Here is a 20,910-nt window from a genome sequence, read left to right on the forward strand (position 1 = left end):
GAGTGGCCGATGACGGCGGCCGGAGTGACACCGAAGTCCTGCCACATACCGGCCAGGGAGACCATCATGGCCCAGAGGGTGGGCTGGATGACATCCACGCGCTGGGGGTCGGTGGTGGTGTCCGTGCCGCGCAGCACGGCGGTGAGCGACCAGTCGACGTAGGGCGCGAGGGCTTGTTCGCAGGCGGCGATCCTGCTGGCGAAGGCGGGGGAGGAGTCCAGGAGGCCGACGGCCATGCCGGCCCATTGGGAGCCCTGGCCGGGAAAGACGAACACCGGGCCGTCCTGGATGTCCAGGGCGGCCCCGCGCACGAGGTGGGGGTGTCCGCCGCCGGTGGCCAGGGCCTCCAGCGCGGCGGTGAGCCCCGGCAGGTCGGTTCCGGTGACCACGGCGCGGTGGTCGAAGGTGGCGCGGGTGGTGGCCAGCGACCAGGCCACCTCGGTCGGTGAGATACCCGGAGTGTCCGCGATGGCCCCCGCCAGTCGGCGCGCCTGCTCGGCCAGCGCCTCCTGGGTACGGGCCGAGAGCACCCAAGGCAACACGCCGCCCACGACGACCGGTTCGGCCGCGTCCGTGTCGGGTTCCGGTGCCTCAGGGGCCTCTTCCAGGATGACGTGGGCATTGGTGCCGGAGATGCCGAATGCCGAGACGCCTGCCCGGCGCGGGCGTTCCGCGGTCGGCCAGTCGACCGGCTCGGTGAGCAGGCGTACCGCGCCGCTGCTCCAGTCCACATGCGAGGTGGGCTCGTCGACGTGGAGGGTGGCGGGCAGCGCGCCGTGGCGCAGTGCCATGACCATCTTGATGACACCCGCGATCCCGGCGGCCCCCTGGGTGTGTCCGATGTTCGACTTGATCGAGCCCAGCCACAGCGGGCGGTCCTCCGGCCGCTCCTGGCCATAGGTGGCCAGCAGTGCCTCGGCCTCGATCGGGTCGCCGAGCGTGGTGCCCGTGCCGTGCGCCTCCACCGCGTCCACCTCGACCGCGGCCAGCCCGGCGTTGGCCAGGGCCTGGCGGATCACCCGCTGCTGCGAGGGCCCGTTGGGGGCGCTCAGCCCGTTGCTGGCGCCGTCCTGGTTGACGGCCGAGCCCCGGATGACGGCGAGCACGTGGTGTCCGTTGCGGCGGGCGTCGGAGAGCCGTTCCAGCAGGACCAGGCCCGCGCCCTCGGAGAAGCCCGTGCCGTCGGCCGCCGTGGCGAACGGCTTGCACCGCCCGTCCGGGGCCAGGCCGCGCTGCCGCGAGAACTCCGTGATCACGTTCGGGGTCGACATGACCGTCACACCGCCGGCCAGCGCCAGATCGCACTCGCCCTGCCGTAGCGCCTGGACCGCCAAATGCATCGCCACCAGCGACGACGAGCACGCCGTGTCCAGCGTGACCGCCGGACCCTCCAGGCCCAGGGTGAAGGCGATCCGGCCGGACACCACGCTGAGCGCGTTGCCCGTCAGCAGAAAGCCCTCCGCGCTCTTCTCGATGTGCGGGGTGCCGAAGCCGGGCACGCCGCAGCCCGTGTAGACGCCGGTGGAAGAGCCCTTGAGGGCGGTGGGGTCGATATGGGCGCGTTCGAGGAGTTCCCAGGCGGTTTCCAGGAGGAGCCGCTGCTGGGGGTCCATGGCGAGGGCTTCACGCGGGCTGATGTTGAAGAAGGAGGCGTCGAATTCATCCGTGTCGTGGACGAAGCCGCCCTCCTGGATGTAGCTGGTGCCCGGGTGGTCGGGGTCGGGGTGGTAGAGGGCGGCGAGGTCCCAGCCGCGGTTGGTGGGAAAGGGGCCGATGGCGTCGGCGCGGGTGTCGACCAGGTCCCACAGGGCCTCCGGGGATGCGATGCCACCGGGGTAGCGGCAGGCCATGGAGGTGATGGCGATGGGCTCGTGGTGGCGTTGCTCCGCTTCGCGCAGGCGTTGTCTGGCCTCGCCCAGGTCGAGGGTGACCCGCTTGAGGTACTGGCGCAGCTTGTCTTCCGTGGACGGCATTGGTCCTCCCCCACTCCTCGTCAGGACGAGCCCAGTTGCTGGTCGATGAGCGCGAACATCTCGTCGTCCGAGGCCGACTCCAGCGCCTCGCCGTCGATGTCCTTGGACCCGGCCGTGCCGCCCTCCAGCAGGGACAGCAGAGCGTGGAGCCGGCCCGCGACCGTCTCGCGGGCCTTCCCGTCCATGGCGTGGCCGGTCAAGGTGGACTCGAGCCTTGCCAAGTCGCCCAGCACGGAACCGAGACGGTCCACCGCCGCGCCGGGCGTCCGGTCCGCGGGGGCGAGCTTCTGGTCCAGATAGCGGGCCATGGTCTCCGCGTCGGGATAGTCGAAGACGAGGGCGGCGGGCAGCCGCAGCCCGGTCGCGGCCGAGAGCCGGTTGCGCAGCTCGACGGCGGTCAGCGAGTCGAACCCCAGCTCCTTGAACGAGGTGTCCGCCCGCACGGCAGCCGGGTCGCTGTGGCCCAGCACCGTCGCCGCGTGCGTACGCACCAGGTTCACCAGCTCGCGGTGGCGCTCCGCGTCGGAGAGCGCCGCCAGACGGCCCGCCCAGTCGGTGGACCGGGCGGCGGCCGCGGTGCGCCGTACGGGCGCTCCGGCCGCCGCGATCGTGCGGAGCAGGGCGGGCACGGCGTCGGACGGCTGGGCGCCGAGCGTACGCGGATCGAGGTCGAGCGCCAGCGGAGCCGCGCCGCCGTGTCGCAGGGCGGCGTCGAACAGCGCCAGCGCCATCGGGGTGGACAGCGGGGTGAAGCCGGTGCGGCTCATCCGCGCGTGGTCGGCCTCGGTGAGCCGGCCCGTCATATCGCTGGTGGCGGCCCACAGGCCCCAGGCGATGGACACGCCGGTGAGACCGGCGTGGCGCCGCCGGGTGGCGAGGGCGTCGCAGTAGGCGTTGGCGGCGGCGTAGTTGGCCTGCCCGGCGGTGCCGAGGGTGCCTGCGGCGGAGGAGAAGACGACGAACATGGCGAGGGGGAGGTGCTCGGTGGCCCGGTGCAGATGAGCCGCGGACGTCGCCTTCGCCGCCCAGACCGGCGCCAGCCGCTCTGCGGTCTGCGCGGTCAGCACCGCGTCGTCCAGAGCCCCCGCGGTGTGGATGACGCCGGTGAGGGGGTGGGCGGGGTCGATGGTGTCGATGATCTGCCGCAGGGCGGGGAGGTCCGAGGTGTCGGTGGCGGTGATGTGGACGGTGGCGCCGAGGGCGGTGAGTTTGTCGGTGAGTTGTTGGGCGCCGGGGGCGTGGGGGCCGCGTCGGCTGAGGAGGTGGAGGTGGGTGATGTGGTGGGTGGTGACGAGGTGTTCGGCGATGAGGGCGCCGAGGGTGCCGGTGCCGCCGGTGATCAGGACCGTGCCGTGGGGGTCGAGGGTGCGGGGGATGTCCAGGACGAGTTTGCCGGTGTGTTTGGCCTGGCTCATATGGCGCAGCGCCTGACGCGCCCTGGTCAGGGGCCATGCCTGCACCGGGGGCGGGGTCAGGGTCCCCTGGGTGAAGAGGTCGGCCAGCGTGCCCAGCATCTCCGCGACCCGGTCCAGACCGGCGTCCGGAACCAGGTCGTAGAAGCGGTAGCGGACACCCGGGTACGTTGCGGCGATCTCCTCGGCGTCGCGCTTGTCGGTCTTGCCCATCTCGATGAACCGGCCGCCGTCGCCCAGCAGCCGCAGGGAGGCGTCGGTGAACTCGCCTGCCAGGCTGTTGAGGACCACGTCGACGGTCGGGAAGGTGTCCTCGAAGTCGAGGTCGCGGGAGGAGGCGCGGTGGGTCTCGTCGATGCCCATGGCCTCCAGGACGTGGTGTTTGGCGGGGCTCGCGGTGGCGTAGACCTCGGCGCCCAGGTGGCGGGCGATCTGCACGGCCGCCGTGCCCACGCCGCCGGTGGCGGCGTGGATGAGGACCGATTCGCCCGGTGTGAGTCCAGCGAGGTCCACCAGCCCGTACCAGGCCGTCAGGAACGTCGTCGGGACGGCCGCGGCCTGCTGGTCCGTCCAGCCGGGCGGGATCGGCACCACGGCGCGCGCGTCGGCGACGGCGACCGGTCCGAAGGCGCCCTCGAACAGCCCGAACACCTGGTCGCCGACGGCCACCGACGTGACGTCCGGCGCCACGTCGAGCACCACGCCCGCGCCCTCGCTGCCGCGGAACACCCCTTCGTCCGGGTACATCCCGAGCACGATCAGCACATCGCGGAAGTTGATGCCCGCGGCGCGCACGCCGATGCGCACCTGACCCGGCGCCAGCGGCTCCAAGACCTCGGGGCAGGCCACGACCGACACGCTGTCGACGGTGCCGGTGCCGTCGGACGCCAACCGCCAGGCCGGTTCGCCCGGCGGCGGCGCCAACTCCGCTGCCGCCGCCCGTTCCAGCCGTGGCGCCAGCACGCCTCCTCCGCGCACCGCCACCTGCGGTTCGTCGAGCGCCACAGCCCGCGTGACGGCGCCCCGTACCTGCTCGGGCCCCGCGTCGTCGTCGATGTCGCACAGCACGAAGCGGCCCGGGTTCTCCGCCTGGGCGCTGCGCACCAGGCCCCACACGGCCGCCGCCGCCGGGTCGGGCCGGGCGGCCCCGGGGCCGTCGTCGGCATCCCCGGCCGCCACCGCGCCACGGGTGACGAGCACCAGCCGAGCCTCGGCGAGCTCCGGCCTCTCCAGCCACCGCCGCGCCGACGCCAGCACACCCGTCACCACGGCCGGCGCGGCGGCGGACGGCTCGTCGCCGCCCTCGGCCGCGGGCACGCCGACGAGCACCGTGTGGGGCGTGTCCCCGCCCGCGTCGTGGGCGGCGAACAGGGCGTCGAGGTCGGCGTAGTGGGGCAGCTCAGAATCTGCCGAGTCGAACGGGAGCGGGCCGCCCTCCAAGACCGCCCACCCCGGCGCCATCGCGTCCGACTCCGCCTCCAGGGGCGGCAGGGGCGCCCACGCCACCTCGTACAGCCCGTCCACCCGCCGCGCGCCCGCCTCGCGCAACTGCCGCGCGCTTGTCGGGCGTACGACCACGGAGTCGGCGCTGAGCACCGTATCGCCGGCCGCGTCGGCCACCATGAGCCGGAAGCCGTGCTCGAGCGGCGACATACGGACCCGCACCGCGCGGGCGCCGGTGGCCCACAGCGACACGCCGCCCCAAGCGAACGGCAGCCGCAGTTGCCCGTCGTCGCCCTGGCCGTCCAGCGCCATGGGGTGCAGGGCAGCGTCCAGCAGCGCGGGGTGGAGGGAGAACCCGTCGGCGCCCTCGTGGGCCGCCTCGGGCAGCACGACCTCCGCGAGCAGGTCGGCGCCCTGCCGCCAGGCGGCGGTCAGGCCCCGGAAGGCCGGGCCGTAGCCGTAGCCGATCGCCTCGGCGCGGCCGTAGAAGTCGGACACGTCCACCGGCTCGGCGTCGGGTGGCGGCCACGTCCCCGTAAACGCCGCGTCCGGCACGCCTGGCACACCCGGCGCCGTCGGAGTCGTCGGGGCGAGGTGTCCGGTGGCGTGGCAGGTCCAGGGCGACGCGCCGTCGTCCGCGTCCGGGCGGGAGTGCACCCGCACCTCGCGGCGGCCCTCCTCGCCGGGCGCGTCCACCACGACCTGGACCCGCAGCCCGCCGGACGCGGGCAGCGCCATCGGGATGTGGAGGGCGAGCTCCTCGATTCCGCCGCAGCCCGCCTCGTCGGCCGCCCGCAGCACCCACTCAACCAGGGCCGCGCCCGGCACCAGGGGAGTGCCGGCGACGACGTGGTCGGCGAGCCAGCCGCCGCCCCCGGCGGCGGGGAGCCGCCCGGTCATCACCAGCCCGCCGTCGGCCAGTTCGACCGCCGCGCCGAGCTGGGCGTGCGCCACCGAGGTGAGCCCGGCGCTCCGCAGATCGCCCGGGCCGCCGTCCATGCCCAGCCAGTAGCGCCGCCGTTGGAAGGCGTAGGTGGGCAGGTCGGTGGTGCGCGGTGGAGGGTCGGCGGGATACCAGACGTCCCAGGCCACGGCGAGCCCGGCGGTGTGCGCGGCGGCGACGGCCTGGGCGAGCCGGCGGGGCCCGCCCTGGTCGCGGCGGAGGGTGGGGATGGTGGCGGCGGAGATGTCCGCCGCCTCGAAGGCGTCCTGCATCCCGGGGGCGAGGACGGGGTGCGGGCTCACCTCGACGAAGTGGCGGTGTCCGCGGTCCAGGAGGGCGGCGAGGGTGTCGGTGAAGCGGACCGGCCTGCGGAGGTTGGTGAACCAGTAGTCGGCGTCGAGCCCGGCGGTGTCGAGACGCTCGGCGGTCACCGTGGAGTAGAAGGCGATGTCCGACGCGGCGGGCGTCAGCTCGCCCAGGGCGGAGACGATGTCCTCGCGGATGCGGTCGACATGGGGGCCGTGGGAGGCGTAGTCCACATCGATGGTGCGGGTCCGCGCGCCACGGGCCTCGGCGGCCGCCAGGACGGTGGCGATCTGCGCCACCGCGCCCGAGACGACCGTGGTGGCAGGGCCGTTGGCGGCGGCCAGGGTGACATCGTCGGCCTGGTCGCCCAGCTCCTCCAGGAGCCGGGTGGTGTCGTCGGCGCCGAGGGTGAGGGAGGCCATGGTGCCCTGGCCGGCCAGGGCGCGCAGGGCCCGGCTGCGCAGGGCCACGACCTTGGCGGCGTCGTCGAGGGTGAGGGCTCCGGCCACGCAGGCGGCGGCGATCTCGCCCTGGGAGTGGCCGATGACGGCGGCGGGGGTGACCCCGAGGTGTTGCCAGAGGGCGGCGAGGGAGACCATCACGGCCCAGAGGGTGGGCTGGACGACATCGACGCGCTGGGGGTCGGTGTCGGTGTCGGTGTCCGCGCCGCGCAGCACGGCGGTGAGTGACCAGTCCACGTACGGCGCCAGGGCTCGCTCGCACTCCGCGATCCGCGCCGCGAACACCGGTGAGCCGTCCAGCAGCTCCACGCCCATGCCCCGCCACTGCGACCCCTGGCCCGGGAAGACGAACACCGGGCCGGCGGGCGCCGCGATGGCCGTTCCCGCCACGACCGCCGGGTCGGGCTCGTCGGCGGCCAGCCTCTCCAACCCGGCCAGCAGCGAGTCCCGGTCGTCGCCCACGATCACGGCCCGGTGCTCGAACGACGACCGCGTCGTCGCCAACGACCAGCCCACCTCGGCCGGCTCGGTGTGGGGGAGCCGCGTGGCCAGGTTCGAGGCCTGGGCGCGCAGCGCTTCGGCGGTGCGCGCGGAGAGCACGAGGGGCAGGACGCCGGGCCGGGAGGTGCGCTCCGGCTCGGGCTGTTCGGGGGCTTGTTCGAGGATGAGGTGGGCGTTGGTGCCGGAGATGCCGAAGGAGGAGACGGCGGCGCGGCGCGGCCGGTCGGTGTCGGGCCACTGGGCGGCCTCGGTGAGGAGGCGGACGTTTCCGGTGGCCCAGTCGACGTGCGGGCTGGGCTCGTCCACGTGCAGGGTGGCCGGGAGGTGGCCGTGGCGCAGGGCCATCACCATCTTGATGACAGCGGCGGCACCGGCGGCGGCCTGGGTGTGGCCGATGTTGGACTTGATCGAGCCCAGCCACAGGGGCCGGTCCTCGGGGCGGTTCTGGCCGTAGGTGGCGAGGAGGGCCTGTGCCTCGATCGGGTCGCCCAGGGTCGTGCCCGTGCCGTGGGCCTCGACGGCGTCCACGTCCGTCGGATCCAATCCGGCCGTGGCCAGGGCCTGGCGGATGACGCGCTGCTGCGAGGGGCCGTTGGGCGCGGTCAGGCCGTTGCTCGCGCCGTCCTGGTTGATCGCCGAGCCCCGCAGGATCGCGAGCACCCGGTGCCTGTTGCGCCGGGCGTCCGACAGCCGCTCCAGCACCAGCAGCCCGGCGCCCTCGCTCCAGCCGGTGCCGTCGGCGGCTGCGGCGAACGGCTTGCACCGCCCGTCCGGGGCCAGGCCGCGCTGCCGGGAGAACTCGACGAACGTGTTCGGCGTGGCCATCACCGTCACCCCGCCCGCGAGCGCCAGATCGCACTCACCCTGCCGCAGCGCCTGCGCGGCGAGGTGCATTGCCACCAGCGACGACGAACACGCCGTGTCCACCGTGAGCGTCGGCCCCTCCAGACCGAAGGTGTAGGCCACCCGGCCGGACGCCACGCTCGGCGTGGAGCCCGTCATGATCTGGCCCTCGTACCCCTCCGGGATCCGGCCGAGGAACCGCGCGCCGTAGTCGTCGTACATGATGCCGGTGACCACCGCCGTCCGGCTGCCGCGCAGCGCCACCGGATCGATGCGGGCGTGCTCGAACGCCTGCCACGCCGTCTCCAGCAGCAGCCGCTGCTGCGGGTCGGTGGCCAGCGCCTCCCGGGGGCTGATCCCGAAGAACTCCGCGTCGAACAGGGCGGCTTGGTGCAGAAAGCCGCCCTCCCTGGCGTAGCTCTTGCCCGTCCGCTCGGGGTCGGGGTCGTACAGCCCGGCCACGTCCCAGCCGCGGTCCTCGGGGAACGGCCCGATCGCGTCCACCCCGTCGGCGACCAGCCGCCACAGCCCGTCCGGGGAGTGCACATCGCCCGGGTAGTGGCAGGCCATGCCGACGATCACGACGGGGTCGTCGGCGTCTCCGGCCCGGGTCGGCGCGCCCGCTCCCGGCGGCAGCGGCGCGGCGGCCGCGGTGGCGCCGAGCAGTTCGGTGCGCAGATGGCTCACCAGGGTCTCGGGCGTCGGGTAGTCGAAGACCGCGGTGGCCGGCAGGCGGACGCCGGTGGCTTCGTGGATCGCGTTGCGCAGCTCCAGCGCGGTCAGCGAGTCGAGGCCGAGCTGCTGGAAGGTCCGGCCCAGTTCGAGGGTTTCCGGCTCGGGGAGGGCCAGGACGGCGGCGATCCGGTCGCGTATCAGCTCGCCGATCACCTGGTCCTGCTCGGCCTCCGGCAGCCCGGCCAGCCGCCCGGCCCAGGAGGGGGACACGGCGTCCGGCGCGGCCGTACGCGCCGTACGCACCGGGACGCGCACGAGGCGGCGCAGCAGCGGGGGCAGCGTTCCGGCGGCGGCCTGCTCGCGCAGCACGGCGAGTTCGAACCTGGCCGGGACCAGCACGGGCGGCGCGGTGGCGAGCGCCGCGTCGAACCGGGCCAGGCCCTGCTCCCCGGACATCGCGGCGGTGCCCGAACGCGCCATCCGGGCCAGATCCGCGGTGGCGAGGTGTTCGGTCATCCCCTCGTCCACCCCCCACAGGCCCCAGGCCAGCGAGGTCGCCCGGCCGCCCGCCGCGCGCACGTGTTCGGCGAGGGCGTTGAGGAACGCGTTCGCCGCGCCGTAGTTGCCCTGCCCGCCGCTGCCGAGCACCGAGGCGGCGGAGGAGAACAGCACGAACGAGGCGAGGCCCGCGCCCTCGGTCAGCCGGTGCAGATGCCAGGCCGCGTCCACCTTCGGCGCCAGGACGGCGTCGAGTTGGCCGGGCGTCAGCGAGGTGACCACGCCGTCGTCGAGCACGCCCGCGGTGTGCACGACCGACGTCAGCGGGTGCTCGGCGGGGACGGTGGCGAGCAGCGCGGCCAGCGCCTCGGGGTCGGAGGTGTCACAGCTCTCGACGCGTACGTCGGCCCCGAGCGCGGCCGCGAACGCGTCGATGCCCTCGGCGGCCGGACCGCTCCGGCTGACCAGCAGCAGATGCCGGACACCGTGGGTTTCGACGAGGTGCCGGGCGAGCAGCCGGCCGAGCGAGCCGGTGCCGCCGGTCACCAGTACGGTGCCCTCGGGGTCGAACGCCGTCGGCGCCGTGTCCTCGTCGGGGAGCGCCGCGACCAGCCGGGGCACCAGCACCTGCCCGTCGCGGAGCGCCAGTTGCGACTCGCCCGCGGCCGTGGCGGCCGCGACCGCCGCCGCCAGCGCGTCCCGGGACGCCGGGCTGTCATCCGTGTCCACCAGCACGATCCGCCCCGGGTGTTCGGCCTGCGCGGCGCGCAGCAGGCCCAGCATCGCGGCGCCCGCCAGGTCGGCCGGAGCGTCGGCCGGGTCGGCGGCGATGGCTCCCGTAGTGAGCACCACCAGACGGCCGGTGGCGAGGGCGTCGTCCGCGAGCCACTCCCGCAGCCACGCGAGTACGTGGTGCGTGGCTGCGCGCACCCGGGCGGGCGGCGCGTCGCCATCGGGGGCGCAGAGGCAGCCCATGGCGATCAGGTCGGGGGCCGGGGCCCCGGCGGCGACCGAGGCGCTCAGCGCGGCGAGGTCCGGATGGCGCGCCACGCGCTCATCGGGCAGCGCGGCGGTGGCGCCGTCGGTCCGGTCCGTGCCGTTCGCGTCGACCACGGCCCAGCGGTCCGCCGTCGCCGTCGGCACCGCGGCGGGCAGCGCGAAGGGCTCCCAGTCCAGCCGGTACAGCGAACGGTCGGCCTGCGCCGCCCCGGACCGCCACCGCTCGGCGGAGACGGTGCGCAGCGTGAGGGCGTCGACCGTGGCGACCTCTGCGCCGGCGTCGTCGGACAGCCGCATGGCCACGCTGTCCGGCCCGGTCGGCGTGATGCGGACCCGCAGCCGGGACGCGCCGCGCGCCGACAGCCGCACACCGCCGAAGGAGAACGGCAGCCGGACCGTGCCCGGCGCGCCGCCCGCCTGGTCCTCGCCGGTGAACAGCGCGCCGATCGGGTGCAGGGCGGCGTCGAGGAGGGCGGGGTGGACGGCGTACGCCCGGCCGTCGTCCCGCAGGCCGGGATCCAGGCTCACCTCGGCGAACATCTCCTCGCCGACCCGCCACGCCGCGCGCAGCCCCGTGAACACAGGTCCGTAGCGGTACCCCTCGTCGGCCAGCCGCTCGTACAACCCGGCCACGTCGACCTCTTCCGCCCCGGCCGGTGGCCACGGGGCAGGCGGCGCCGCGGGCTCGGGAGTGGCACTGGTCCCCGCGGCGGTCAGCGTGGCGGTGGCGTGCCGGTGCCAGGGTCCGTACGGCTCATCGGCACCGTCCGACGCCTCGGCGCCGCCGCCGGACGGGCGCGAGTAGACGGTGACGGCCCGTCGGCCGGCCTGGTCGGCGGCCCCGACGGCGACCTGGAGATCCACCGCCCCCACCGGGGGCAGCAGCAGTGGCGCCTCCAGGGTGAGGTCCGCGATCCGGTCGCAGCCGGTCCGTTCGCCCGCCTGGAGCGCGAGTTCCACGAAGAGCGTGCCGGGCAGCGGCACCGCGTCCACGATGGCGTGGTCGGCCAGCCAGGGCTGACCGCGCAGCGACAGCCGGCCGGTCAGCAGCAACCCGCCGTCCGCCGGTTCGAGCGCGGCGCGCAGCAGAGGGTGGTCGCTCGCCTCGAGCCCGGCGGCCCGTACGTCCGCCTCCGCTTGCGGGGCGTCCCGCCAGTAGCGGCGGCGGTCGAAGCGGTAGCCGGGCAGGTCGGTGGCCGGGGTCCCCGGCGGGAAGGCGGCGGCGAAGTCGACGGTCTCGCCGTCCACATGGAGCCGCGCGAGCGCGGTCAGCAGCGTACGGGACTCCTCGCGGCCGCCGCGCAGCGCCGCGGCGAGCACCGGCGCGCCCGCGCCCCCCGATCCTCCGCCGGCACCTTCCGCTGCCAGGCAGTCGCGGGCCATGGTGGTGAGCACGGCGTCCGGGCCGAGTTCCAGGAAGCGGGTGACGCCCTCCGCGCGCAGGGCGGCGATGCCGTCGCGGAACCGCACCGGCTGCCGCGCGTGCCGCACCCAGTAGTCGGGGTCGCACAGCTGCTCGGCGCCGGCCAGCGCGCCGGTCACGTTCGAGACGACCGCGATCCGCGGCGGGGCGTACGTCAGCGAGGCGGCGACCCGCCGGAACTCCTCCAGCATCGGATCGATCCGCGGCGAGTGGAAGGCGTGGCCGACCCGCAGCCGCCGGGTCCGGTGTCCGCGCTCCCGTATCGCGCGGGCGACCTCCTCGACCACCTCCTCGTCGCCCGACACCACCACCGACGTCGGCGCGTTGACGGCCGCCAGCGCCACCCGGTCGGCCCGTCCGGCGAGCAGCGGCGCCACCTCTTCCTCGGCGGCCTCCAGCGCGATCATCGCGCCACCTTCCGGCAGCGCCTGCATCAGCCGCCCGCGGGCGGCCACCAGCCGCGCCGCGTCCGGCAGCGACAGCACCCCGGCGATGTGCGCGGCGACCAGCTCGCCGACCGAGTGCCCCGCCAGATAGCCGGGCACCACGCCGAACGACTCCACCAGCCGGTACAGGGCGACCTCGACCGCGAACAGCGCGGCCTGCGTCACCCCCGTCGCGTCCAGCGGACCGGCCTCGTCCCCGTCCCCGTCGGCGGGCGCGAACACCAACTCCCGCAGCGAACGCCCCAGGTGGGGGTCCAGCGCTGCACACGCCTCGTCGAACGCGGCGGCGAACACCGGATAGGTCCGGTACAGCCGGGCGCCCATGCCGGGGCGCTGGCTGCCCTGCCCGGTGAAGAGGAACGCGCTGCCACCGAGCCGCGCCGGGGCGGACGCCCGCGTCACATCGGGATGTGTACGCCCCTCGGCGAGCTCGGCGAGCCGGGCACACAGCTCCTCGCGGTCCGTGCCCAGGACGACGGCGCGGTGGTCGAGCGCGGACCGGGTGGCGGCCAGCGACCAGCCCACCGCGTCGACCGGGAGGTCCGGGCGCGCGGCGAGGTGTTCGGCGAGCGCTGCGGCCTGCGTGCCCAGCGGCGCCGCGCCGCGCGCGGAGAGCACCCACGGCACGGCGGCGCCCTCCGGGCGTGGCGGCGTACCCGCGGGCAGCTCCGTGTCCGTGTCCGGCAGGGGCGGGGCCTCTTCGAGAATCAGATGCGCGTTGGTGCCGCTGATGCCGAAGGACGACACACCGGCCCGGCGCCGCCGCTCCCCGGTCGGCCACGCGACCGGCTCGGCCAGCAGCCGCACCGCTCCGCCGTCCCAGTCGACCACGGGCGTGGGCCGGTCGGCGTTCAGGAGGGCGGGCAGCGAGGCGTTCCGCAGCGCCATGACCATCTTGATCACGCCCGCGACACCCGCCGCGCCCTGGGTGTGTCCGATGTTCGGCTTGACCGCGCCCAGCCACAGCGGCCGGTCCGCGGGCCGCTCCTGACCGTACGTGGCCAGCAGCGCCTGGGCCTCGATGGGATCGCCCAGTGTCGTGCCGGTGCCGTGTGCCTCGACCGCGTCCACGTCCGCCGGAGCGAGCCGGGCGCCGGCCAGCGCCTGCCGGATGACGCGCTGCTGCGACAGTCCGTTGGGCGCGGTCAGCCCGTTGCTCGCGCCGTCCTGGTTGATCGCCGAGCCGCGCACCACGGCCAGGACGCGGTGACCGTTGCGCCGGGCGTCCGACAGCCGCTCCAGCACCAGCAGCCCCACGCCCTCGGCGAACGCGGTGCCGTCGGCCCCCTCGGAGAAGGCCTTGCACCGGCCGTCCGCCGCCAGCCCCCGCTGCCGCGCGAACTCCGTGAACACGTAAGGAGTGGTCATGACCGTCACCCCGCCCGCCAGCGCCAGTTCGCACTCGCCCTGACGCAGCGCCTGCGCGGCGAGGTGCATCGCCACCAGCGACGAGGAACACGCCGTGTCCACCGTGACCGCGGGCCCCTCCAGACCCAGGGTGTACGCCACCCGGCCGGACAGCACACTGGGCGCGTTGCCGGTGACCAGATAGCCCTCCGCGGCCCGGTCGATGTGCGGGGTGCCGAAGCCGGGCAGGGCGGTGCCCGCGTACACGCCGACGGGCGCGCCCTTCAGCGACCCGGGCGCGATGCCCGCCCGCTCCAGCGCCTCCCAGGCCACCTCCAGCAGCAGCCGCTGCTGCGGGTCGATCGCGGCGGCCTCCCGGGGGCTGATGCCGAAGAACTCCGGGTCGAACAGGTCGGCGTCGTGCAGGAAGCCGCCCTCGCGGGCGTAGCTGGTGCCCGGGTGGTCGGGGTCAGGGTGGAACAGCCGCTCCAGGTCCCAGCCGCGGTTGTCCGGAAACGCGGTCATCGCGTGCCGGCGGGCGGCGACCAGGTCCCACAGGTCCTCGGGCGAGGCCACCCCACCGGGGTAGCGGCAGGCCATCGCCACGATGGCCACCGGCTCCCGCTGCCCGTCCTCGACCTCGCGCAGCCGCGCCCGGGTGTCGTGCAGATCGGCGGCGACCCGCTTGAGGTAGTCGACCAGCCGCTCTTCGTTGGTCTCTGCGGTCACGGCATGTCCCTCCCCACCCGCTCAGTCTTGGCGCGCTTCAACGCGCGGGCTTCCTTCGTCACTGCTCGCTCCTTCGTCGCTGCGCGGCTCCTCAGTCCAGCCCGCACAGCGCGCCAAGACACGCTCACTTCGCCTGCCGCGCTCGTCGAGGCTTCTCGGGCTCTCTCGGCGTTCGTGCCAGACCGGGCTCATTGCACTCCGAGTTCCTTGTCGATGAAGTCGAGGACCTGGTCGGTCGTCGCGGCTTCGAGCCGCTCGGCCGCGCTGCCGCCGTTCCGGCCCGGGGCGTGGGCCGCCTTCCAGGCGGCCAGCAGCGACTCCAGACGCGCCGTCACCGCGCCGGGGTCGGCCCCTCCGGCGCCGTTCACACCGCCGTTCGCGCCGCCGTTCGCACCGGACGCGGTGAGCGCCGTCAGCGTCTCCTCCAGACCCGTCAGCCGGCTGAGCACGGGCGCGTAGAGGTCGGGCGCGGTCGCCGCCGCCTCCTCGGGGGCCAGTCGGCCGCGCAGATGCTCGGCCAGCGCCACCGGCTCCGGGTAGTCGAAGACGACGGTGGCGGGCAGCCGTACCCCGGTGGCGGCGGTGACGCGGTTGCGCAGCTCGACGGCGGTCAGCGAGTCGAACCCGAGCTCCTTGAACGCCGCGTCCGCCGGTACGGCGTCGGGGTCGGCGTGTCCGAGCACGGTGGCGGCGTGTTTGCGGATCAGATCGGTGAGCAGGCGGCGCTGTTCGGCCGGGGCGAGACCGCCCAGCCGGGCCGCCCAGCCGCCGGGCTCCTCGCCCGCCGCCGCGGTCGGCCGCGCCGCGCCCCCCGGCCCGCCGGAGCGGGCCCCCGCCGCCGACGCCTCCGCTGCCAGGGCGCGCAGCGGCACGGGCAGGGCCGCGAGGGGCTGCGCGGCCAGCGCCCGGGTGTCCAGGTTCAGCGCGAGCAGCGCCGGCCGGCCGTGCTCCACCGCCGCGTCGAACAGCTCCTGCCCCTGCTCGGCGCTGTTCGGAACGATGCCCTGCCGGGCGATCCGCGCCACGTCCGACTCGGTCAGCCCTCCGGTGAGCCCGCTCGCGGTGGACCACAGGCCCCAGCTCACCGACACGCCCGGCAGACCCTCGGCGTGGCGCCGCTCGACCAGGGCGTCGCAGAAGGCGTTGGCGGCCGCGTAGTTGGCCTGCCCAGGGGTGCCGAGGGTGGACGCGAACGAGGAGAACAACACGAACATGCCCAGCGGCAGCCCGGCCGTCGCGCGGTGCAGATGGGCCGCCGCCGCGGCCTTGGCCGCCCAGGCCTCGGCCATGCGCTGCTCGTCCTGCGCGGGCAGCATCGCGTCCGCCACCACACCCGCCGCGTGGACGACCCCGGTGAGCGGATGCGCCGGGTCGATCCCCGCGATTGCTTCACCCAGCGCGTCGGCGTCCCCGACGTCCACCGCGGCCACCCGCACCCGTGCGCCGAGCTCGGTGAGCCGAGCCGTCAGCTCCGCCGCGCCCGGGGCGTCGGGGCCGCGCCGGCCGAGCAGCAGCAGATGCCGCACCCCGCCCGAGCGCACCAGGTGTTCGGCGATCAGGCCGCCGAGGGTGCCGGTGCCGCCCGTGATCAGCACCGTGCCGTCCGGGTCCGGCGCGGGCGCCACGTCCAGCACCAGCTTGCCGGTGTGCCGGGCCTGGCTGAGCTGCCGAAGCGCCTGCCTGACCTGGCCGAGCCGCCACGCGGTGACGGGCAGGGGCGTGAACGCGCCGGTGGCGAACCGCTCGCCCACGGCGGCCAGCAGCCGCCCGATGTGCTCCGGACCGGCGTCCGCGATCAGGTCGAACGCCCGGTACGCCACGGAGTGGTCCCGCGCGACCCGCTCCGGGTCGCGTACGTCCGTCTTGCCCATCTCGATCAGCCGGCCGCCGGGCGCGAGCAGCCGCAGCGAGGCGTCGGTGAACTCCCCGGCCAGGCTGTTGAGGACGAGGTCGACGCCCCGGCCGCCGGTCGCCGCCGAGAACACCGCCTCGAACTCCAGGTCCCGAGAGGACGCCCGGTGTGCGGCGTCCACGCCCATGCCCTCCAGCACCGGGTGCTTCGCGGGGCTCGCCGTGGCGAACACCTCCCCGCCCAGATGCCGGGCCACTTGGACGGCGGCCATGCCCACTCCGCCGGTCGCGCCGTGGATCAGCACGGTCTCGCCCGGGCGCAGCCCGCCCAGCTCCACCAGGCCGTACCAGGCGGTGAGGAAGGCCACCGGGGCGGCCGCGGCCTCCCGCAGGCTCCAGCCGTGCGGCACGGGGGCGACCATCCGGGCATCGGCCACCGCCACAGGGCCGAACGCACCGTCGAACAGGCCCATCACACGGTCGCCCACGGCCACGCCGGTCACCCCGTCGGACACCTCCACGACGACCCCGGCGCCCTCGTTGCCGATCGACGCCTCGGCGTCCGGGTACATGTCCAGGGCGATCAGCGCGTCGCGGAAGTTGAGACCGGCGGCGCGCACGGCGATCCGCACCTCGCCGGGCGCGAGCAGGGCCGAGGCCTGAGGGCTTGAGGCCGTGGTGAGGTCGTCCGGGCCGGTCTTGCCAGCCACCACACGCCAGGCCCGCTCGCCCGGAGGGGCCGCCAGCTCCGGCTCGGTGTCCGCCCGGGCCAGCCGGGGCACCAGCGCCCGCCCGCCCCGCAGCGCGAGCTGCGGCTCGTCGGCGCGTACTGCCTCCCGTACCGCTTCGGCCAGTCCGGTGTCGGCGTCGCAGCCGGCGTCGCAGCCGGTGTCGATGAGGAGGAAACGCCCCGGGTGTTCCGTCTGGGCGCTGCGTACGAGCCCCCACACCGCTGCCGCGGCGGGGTCCACCGGCTCCTCGCCGGCGCCACCGGCCCGCACCCCAGAACGCGTGACCACGGCCAGCCGTGCGCCCTCGGCCACGCTCCCGGCGGCCAGCCACCGCTGAGCGAGCGCCAGTGTCCGGCGCGCGGTGGCCAGGCCCGTGTCCGCCCCCGCCGGGTCCGGGCCGGTCCGCACCGGGGCGACGACGACATCCGGGACGGGGGCGCCGCCGTCCACGGCGTGGCACAGCGCGTCGAGATCGGCGTAACGGGCGGCATCGGCCAGGCCCGAGGGGCCCTGGGCGTCATTGCCCACCACCGCAAGTGTCACCGGAACAGCCCCGGCCTCTTCAACCGCCGCAGCGGGAAGGGGCGTCCACTCCACCGCGAACAGCCCGTGCGGCCCCCGCGCACGGCTCGCCGCGCGCAGCTGACGGCCGTCGGTCTCGCGGAGCGCGACCGCGTCCGCGGTCAGCACCGGGGAGCCCGTGGCGTCGGCCAGCAGCACCCGCAGCCCGCCCGGCCGCGGCGACAGCCGGACCCTGAGCCGCGTGGCGCCACCCGCCCACAGCCGCACCCCGCTCCAGGCGAACGGGAGCAGCACCGCCGCGCGCCCCGCGTCGGCGCCCGGCGCGGCGGTGTCCAGGTGACCGGTCAGCAGCACCGGCTGCATCGCCGCGTCGAGCAGGGCGGGGTGGATACCGAAGCCGCCCGCCTGGTCCGCCGCCTCCTCGGGCAGCACCACCTCCGCCAGCGTGTCCTCGCCGTCGCGCCATACGCTCCGCAGCCCCCGGAACACCGTCCCGTAGCCGTAACCCGCCGCCGCGGCCCGCTCGTAGAAACCCTCGATCGCCACCGGGCGCGCCCCCGGCGGCGGCCACGCCCCGCCCGGCTCCGGCGCCGGGAGCGGCCCGTCCGCGCCGGGGAGCAGCGTGCCCACGGCATGGCAGATCCAGGTGTCCGGCCCGCCGGAGTCCTCCTCGGGCCGGGAGAAGAGCCGCACCGGACGGCGCCCGTCGACCTCCGCGGCGTCCACGACCACCTGGACCACCAGCCCGCCCGAGGCGGGAAGCGCCACCGGGACCTGGAGCGCCAGCTCCTCGACGCCGCCGCAGCCCGCCTCGTCGGCCGCCCGCAGCACCCACTCGACCAGCATCGCGCCGGGCAGCAACGGCAGGCCCGCGACGATGTGTTCGGCCGGCCAGCCGCCGCGCGCCGCCTCCGGCAGCCGCCCGCTGAGCAGCAGGCCGCCGTCGGCCAGACCCACGGCCACCGGGAGCAGCGCGTGTCCGACCGCGGTGAGCCCGGCCCCCGCCACATCGCCGGGACCGGTGCCGCCGCCGGCCGGCAGCCAGTACCGCTCCCGCTGGAAGGCGTACGACGGCAGCGGCACCGCCGTGGGCGCGGGCGCCCCGGCGTACCAGCTCGCCCAGTCGACCGCCACGCCCGCGACATGCGCCTCGGCCAGCGCCCGGCACAGCCGCTCCGGGCCGCCCTCGTCGCGGCGGAGCGTGCCGATGGCCGCGGCCGGGGAGCCCGCCGCCTCGATGCACTCCTGAAGGCCGAGCAGCAGCACGGGATGCGCGCTGACCTCGATGAACACCCGGTAGTCGTCCGCCAGCAGCGCCTGGACCGCCTCGGCGAAACGCACCGGCTGCCGCAGGTTGGTGAACCAGTAGCCGGCGTCGAGGCCGACGGCGTCCATACGGGCACCGGTCACCGTCGAGTAGAAAGCGATATCGGACGCGGTGTCGGACGCGGCGCCGGACACCCCGGCGAGCACCTCGGCCAACACGCCGGCGATGCCGTCCACCTGAGGGCCGTGCGAGGCGTAGTCCACGTCGATCGCGCGGGCCCGCAACCCGTCGGCCCGGGCGGCGGCCACCAGCTTCGCGATCTGCTCCGGCGGCCCGGACACCACCGTGGACGACGGGCCGTTGACCGCCGCGACCGCCACGTCCGGCGCGTGCAGGGCGGTCAGCTCCTCGGTGCGCTCGACGCCACAGCCCATCGAGGCCATGGCGCCGTGCCCGGCCAGCGCCCGCAGCGCCCGCGCCCGCAGCGCCACCACCCGGGCGCCGTCCTCCAGCGTCATCGCGCCCGCGACACACGCCGCCGCGATCTCCCCCTGCGAGTGGCCCACCACGGCGGCCGGTACCACGCCGTGCGCCTCCCACACCGCGGCCAGCGACACCATGACCGCCCAGAGCACCGGCTGCACCACATCGACCCGGCCGATGTCGGCCGCGCCCTCCGCGCCGCGCAGCACATCGGTCAGCGACCAGTCGACATGCGCGGCCAGGGCCCGTTCGCACGCGGCGACGCGCGCCGCGAAGACGGGGGAGGAGTCCAGCAGCGCCACGCCCATACCGAGCCACTGCGACCCCTGCCCGGGGAACACCATGACCGGGCCCGCGCCCACGTCCGCCGCCACGCCCCGCACCACCGCGGGGCCCGGCTCGCCCGCCGCCAGCCCTTCGAGCGCGGCCAGGAGGTCCGGCCGGTCACGGCCCACCACGACGGCCCGGTGCTCGAACGCCGTGCGGCGCGTCGCCAGCGACCACCCCACGTCGACGCTGCCACTCGCCGCCCCGTCCGCCGTCAGGAAGGCGCCCAGTCGCGCGGCCTGGTCCCTCAGCGCCGCCTCGGTGCGCCCCGAGACGAGCCAGGGCACCACGCCGCTCTCGGCGTTGACCCGCTGCTCATCTGTCTGACCGTCGGCGTCCGGGGCCTGTTCGAGGATCACATGCGCGTTGGTGCCGGAGACGCCGAACGACGACACCGCCGCCCGGCGCGGCCGCTCGGCCACCGGCCAGTCCCGGGGCTCCGTCAGCAGCCGCACCGTGCCACCGCTCCAGTCCACGTGCCGGGTCGGCTCGTCGATGTGCAGGGTCCGGGCCAGCTTGCCGTCCCGCAGCGCCATCACGGTGTTGATGGCGCCCGCGACCCCGGCCGCCGCGTGCGTATGGCCGATGTTCGACTTGATCGAGCCGAGGTGGAGCGGCCGGTCCGCCGGGCGGTCCGCCCCGTACGTGGCGATCAGCGCCTCCGCCTCGATGGGGTCGCCCAGCCGGGTGCCGGTCCCGTGCGCCTCGACCATGTCCACGTCCGCGCCGGACAGGCCGGCTCGCGCCAACGCGTCCCGGATCACGTTCTCCTGGGCGACGTCGTTGGGCGCGGTGAGCCCGTTGCTCGCGCCGTCCTGGTTGATGGCCGAGCCGCGCACCACGGCCAGGACGCGGTGTCCGTTGCGCCGCGCGTCGGACAGCCGCTCCAGCAGCAGGACGCCGGCGCCCTCGGAGAAGCCGGTGCCGTCGGCGGCGGCCGCGAACGGCTTGCACCGTGCGTCGGGGGTCAGCGCACGCTGCCGGCAGAACTCGGTGAACATCAGCGGCGTGGACAGCACGGTGACCCCGCCCGCGAGCGCCAGGGAGCACTCGCCCTGCCGCAGGGCCTGCCCCGCCAGATGGATGGCCACCATCGACGACGAGCACGCGGTGTCCACGGTGACCGCGGGCCCCTCGAAGCCGAAGGTGTACGCCACGCGGCCGGAGATGACGCTGGTGAGGCTGCCCGTGGTGGCGTAGCCCTCGAAGCCCTCCGGGATCCGCGGCAGGCCGGAGATGTAGTCCTCGCTCGACACCCCCACGTAGACGCCGGTCCGGCTGGCGCGCAGGGCGCCGGGCACCACCCCGGCGGACTCCAGCGCCTCCCACGACAGTTCGAGGAGCAGCCGCTGCTGCGGGTCCATCGCCAGCGCCTCGCGCGGGCTGATCCCGAAGAACCCCGCGTCGAAACGGTCGACGTCGTGCAGGAAGCCGCCCTGGCTCACATAGCTGGTGCCGAAGTTGGCGGGATCCGGGTGGAAGAGGCCGTCCAGGTCCCAGCCGCGGTCGGTGGGGAAGTCGCCGATCGCGTCGCCGCCCGACAGCACGAGGCGCCGCAGGTCCTCGGGGGACCGCACCCCGCCGGGGAAGCGGCAGGCCATGCCGACCACCGCGACCGGCTCCTGCTCCCCCTCCTCCAGCTCCCGCAGACGGGTCCTGGCGTCGTGCAACTCGGTGGTGACCCGGCGCAGGTACTCGACCAGTTTCTCTTCGCTGACCATGTCGTCACC

General features: G+C 75.5%; 3 protein-coding genes. All 3 read right to left on the reverse strand.

Translation table 11 applies throughout. From position 1 onward, the window contains the following. A partial coding sequence (locus ACH4S9_RS13730; protein WP_398371875.1) for a type I polyketide synthase occupies window positions 1-1,973 on the reverse strand: 1,973 nt, incomplete at its 3' end. Between the two features lie 20 nt (window positions 1,974-1,993). Further along, window positions 1,994-13,999: an SDR family NAD(P)-dependent oxidoreductase gene (locus ACH4S9_RS13735; RefSeq protein ID WP_398371877.1), complete on the reverse strand. Its 12,006-nt coding sequence runs from the start codon at window positions 13,997-13,999 to the stop codon at window positions 1,994-1,996. A 188-nt stretch (window positions 14,000-14,187) separates the two neighbouring features. Then, entirely contained in the window at window positions 14,188-20,901 is a 6,714-nt protein-coding gene (locus ACH4S9_RS13740) for an SDR family NAD(P)-dependent oxidoreductase (RefSeq protein ID WP_398371879.1), read from the reverse strand. Window positions 20,902-20,910: the final 9 nt, after the last annotated feature.

The sequence above is a fragment of the Streptomyces sp. NPDC021225 genome, assembly GCF_044332865.1.
In the GTDB taxonomy this organism is placed as follows: domain Bacteria; phylum Actinomycetota; class Actinomycetes; order Streptomycetales; family Streptomycetaceae; genus Streptomyces.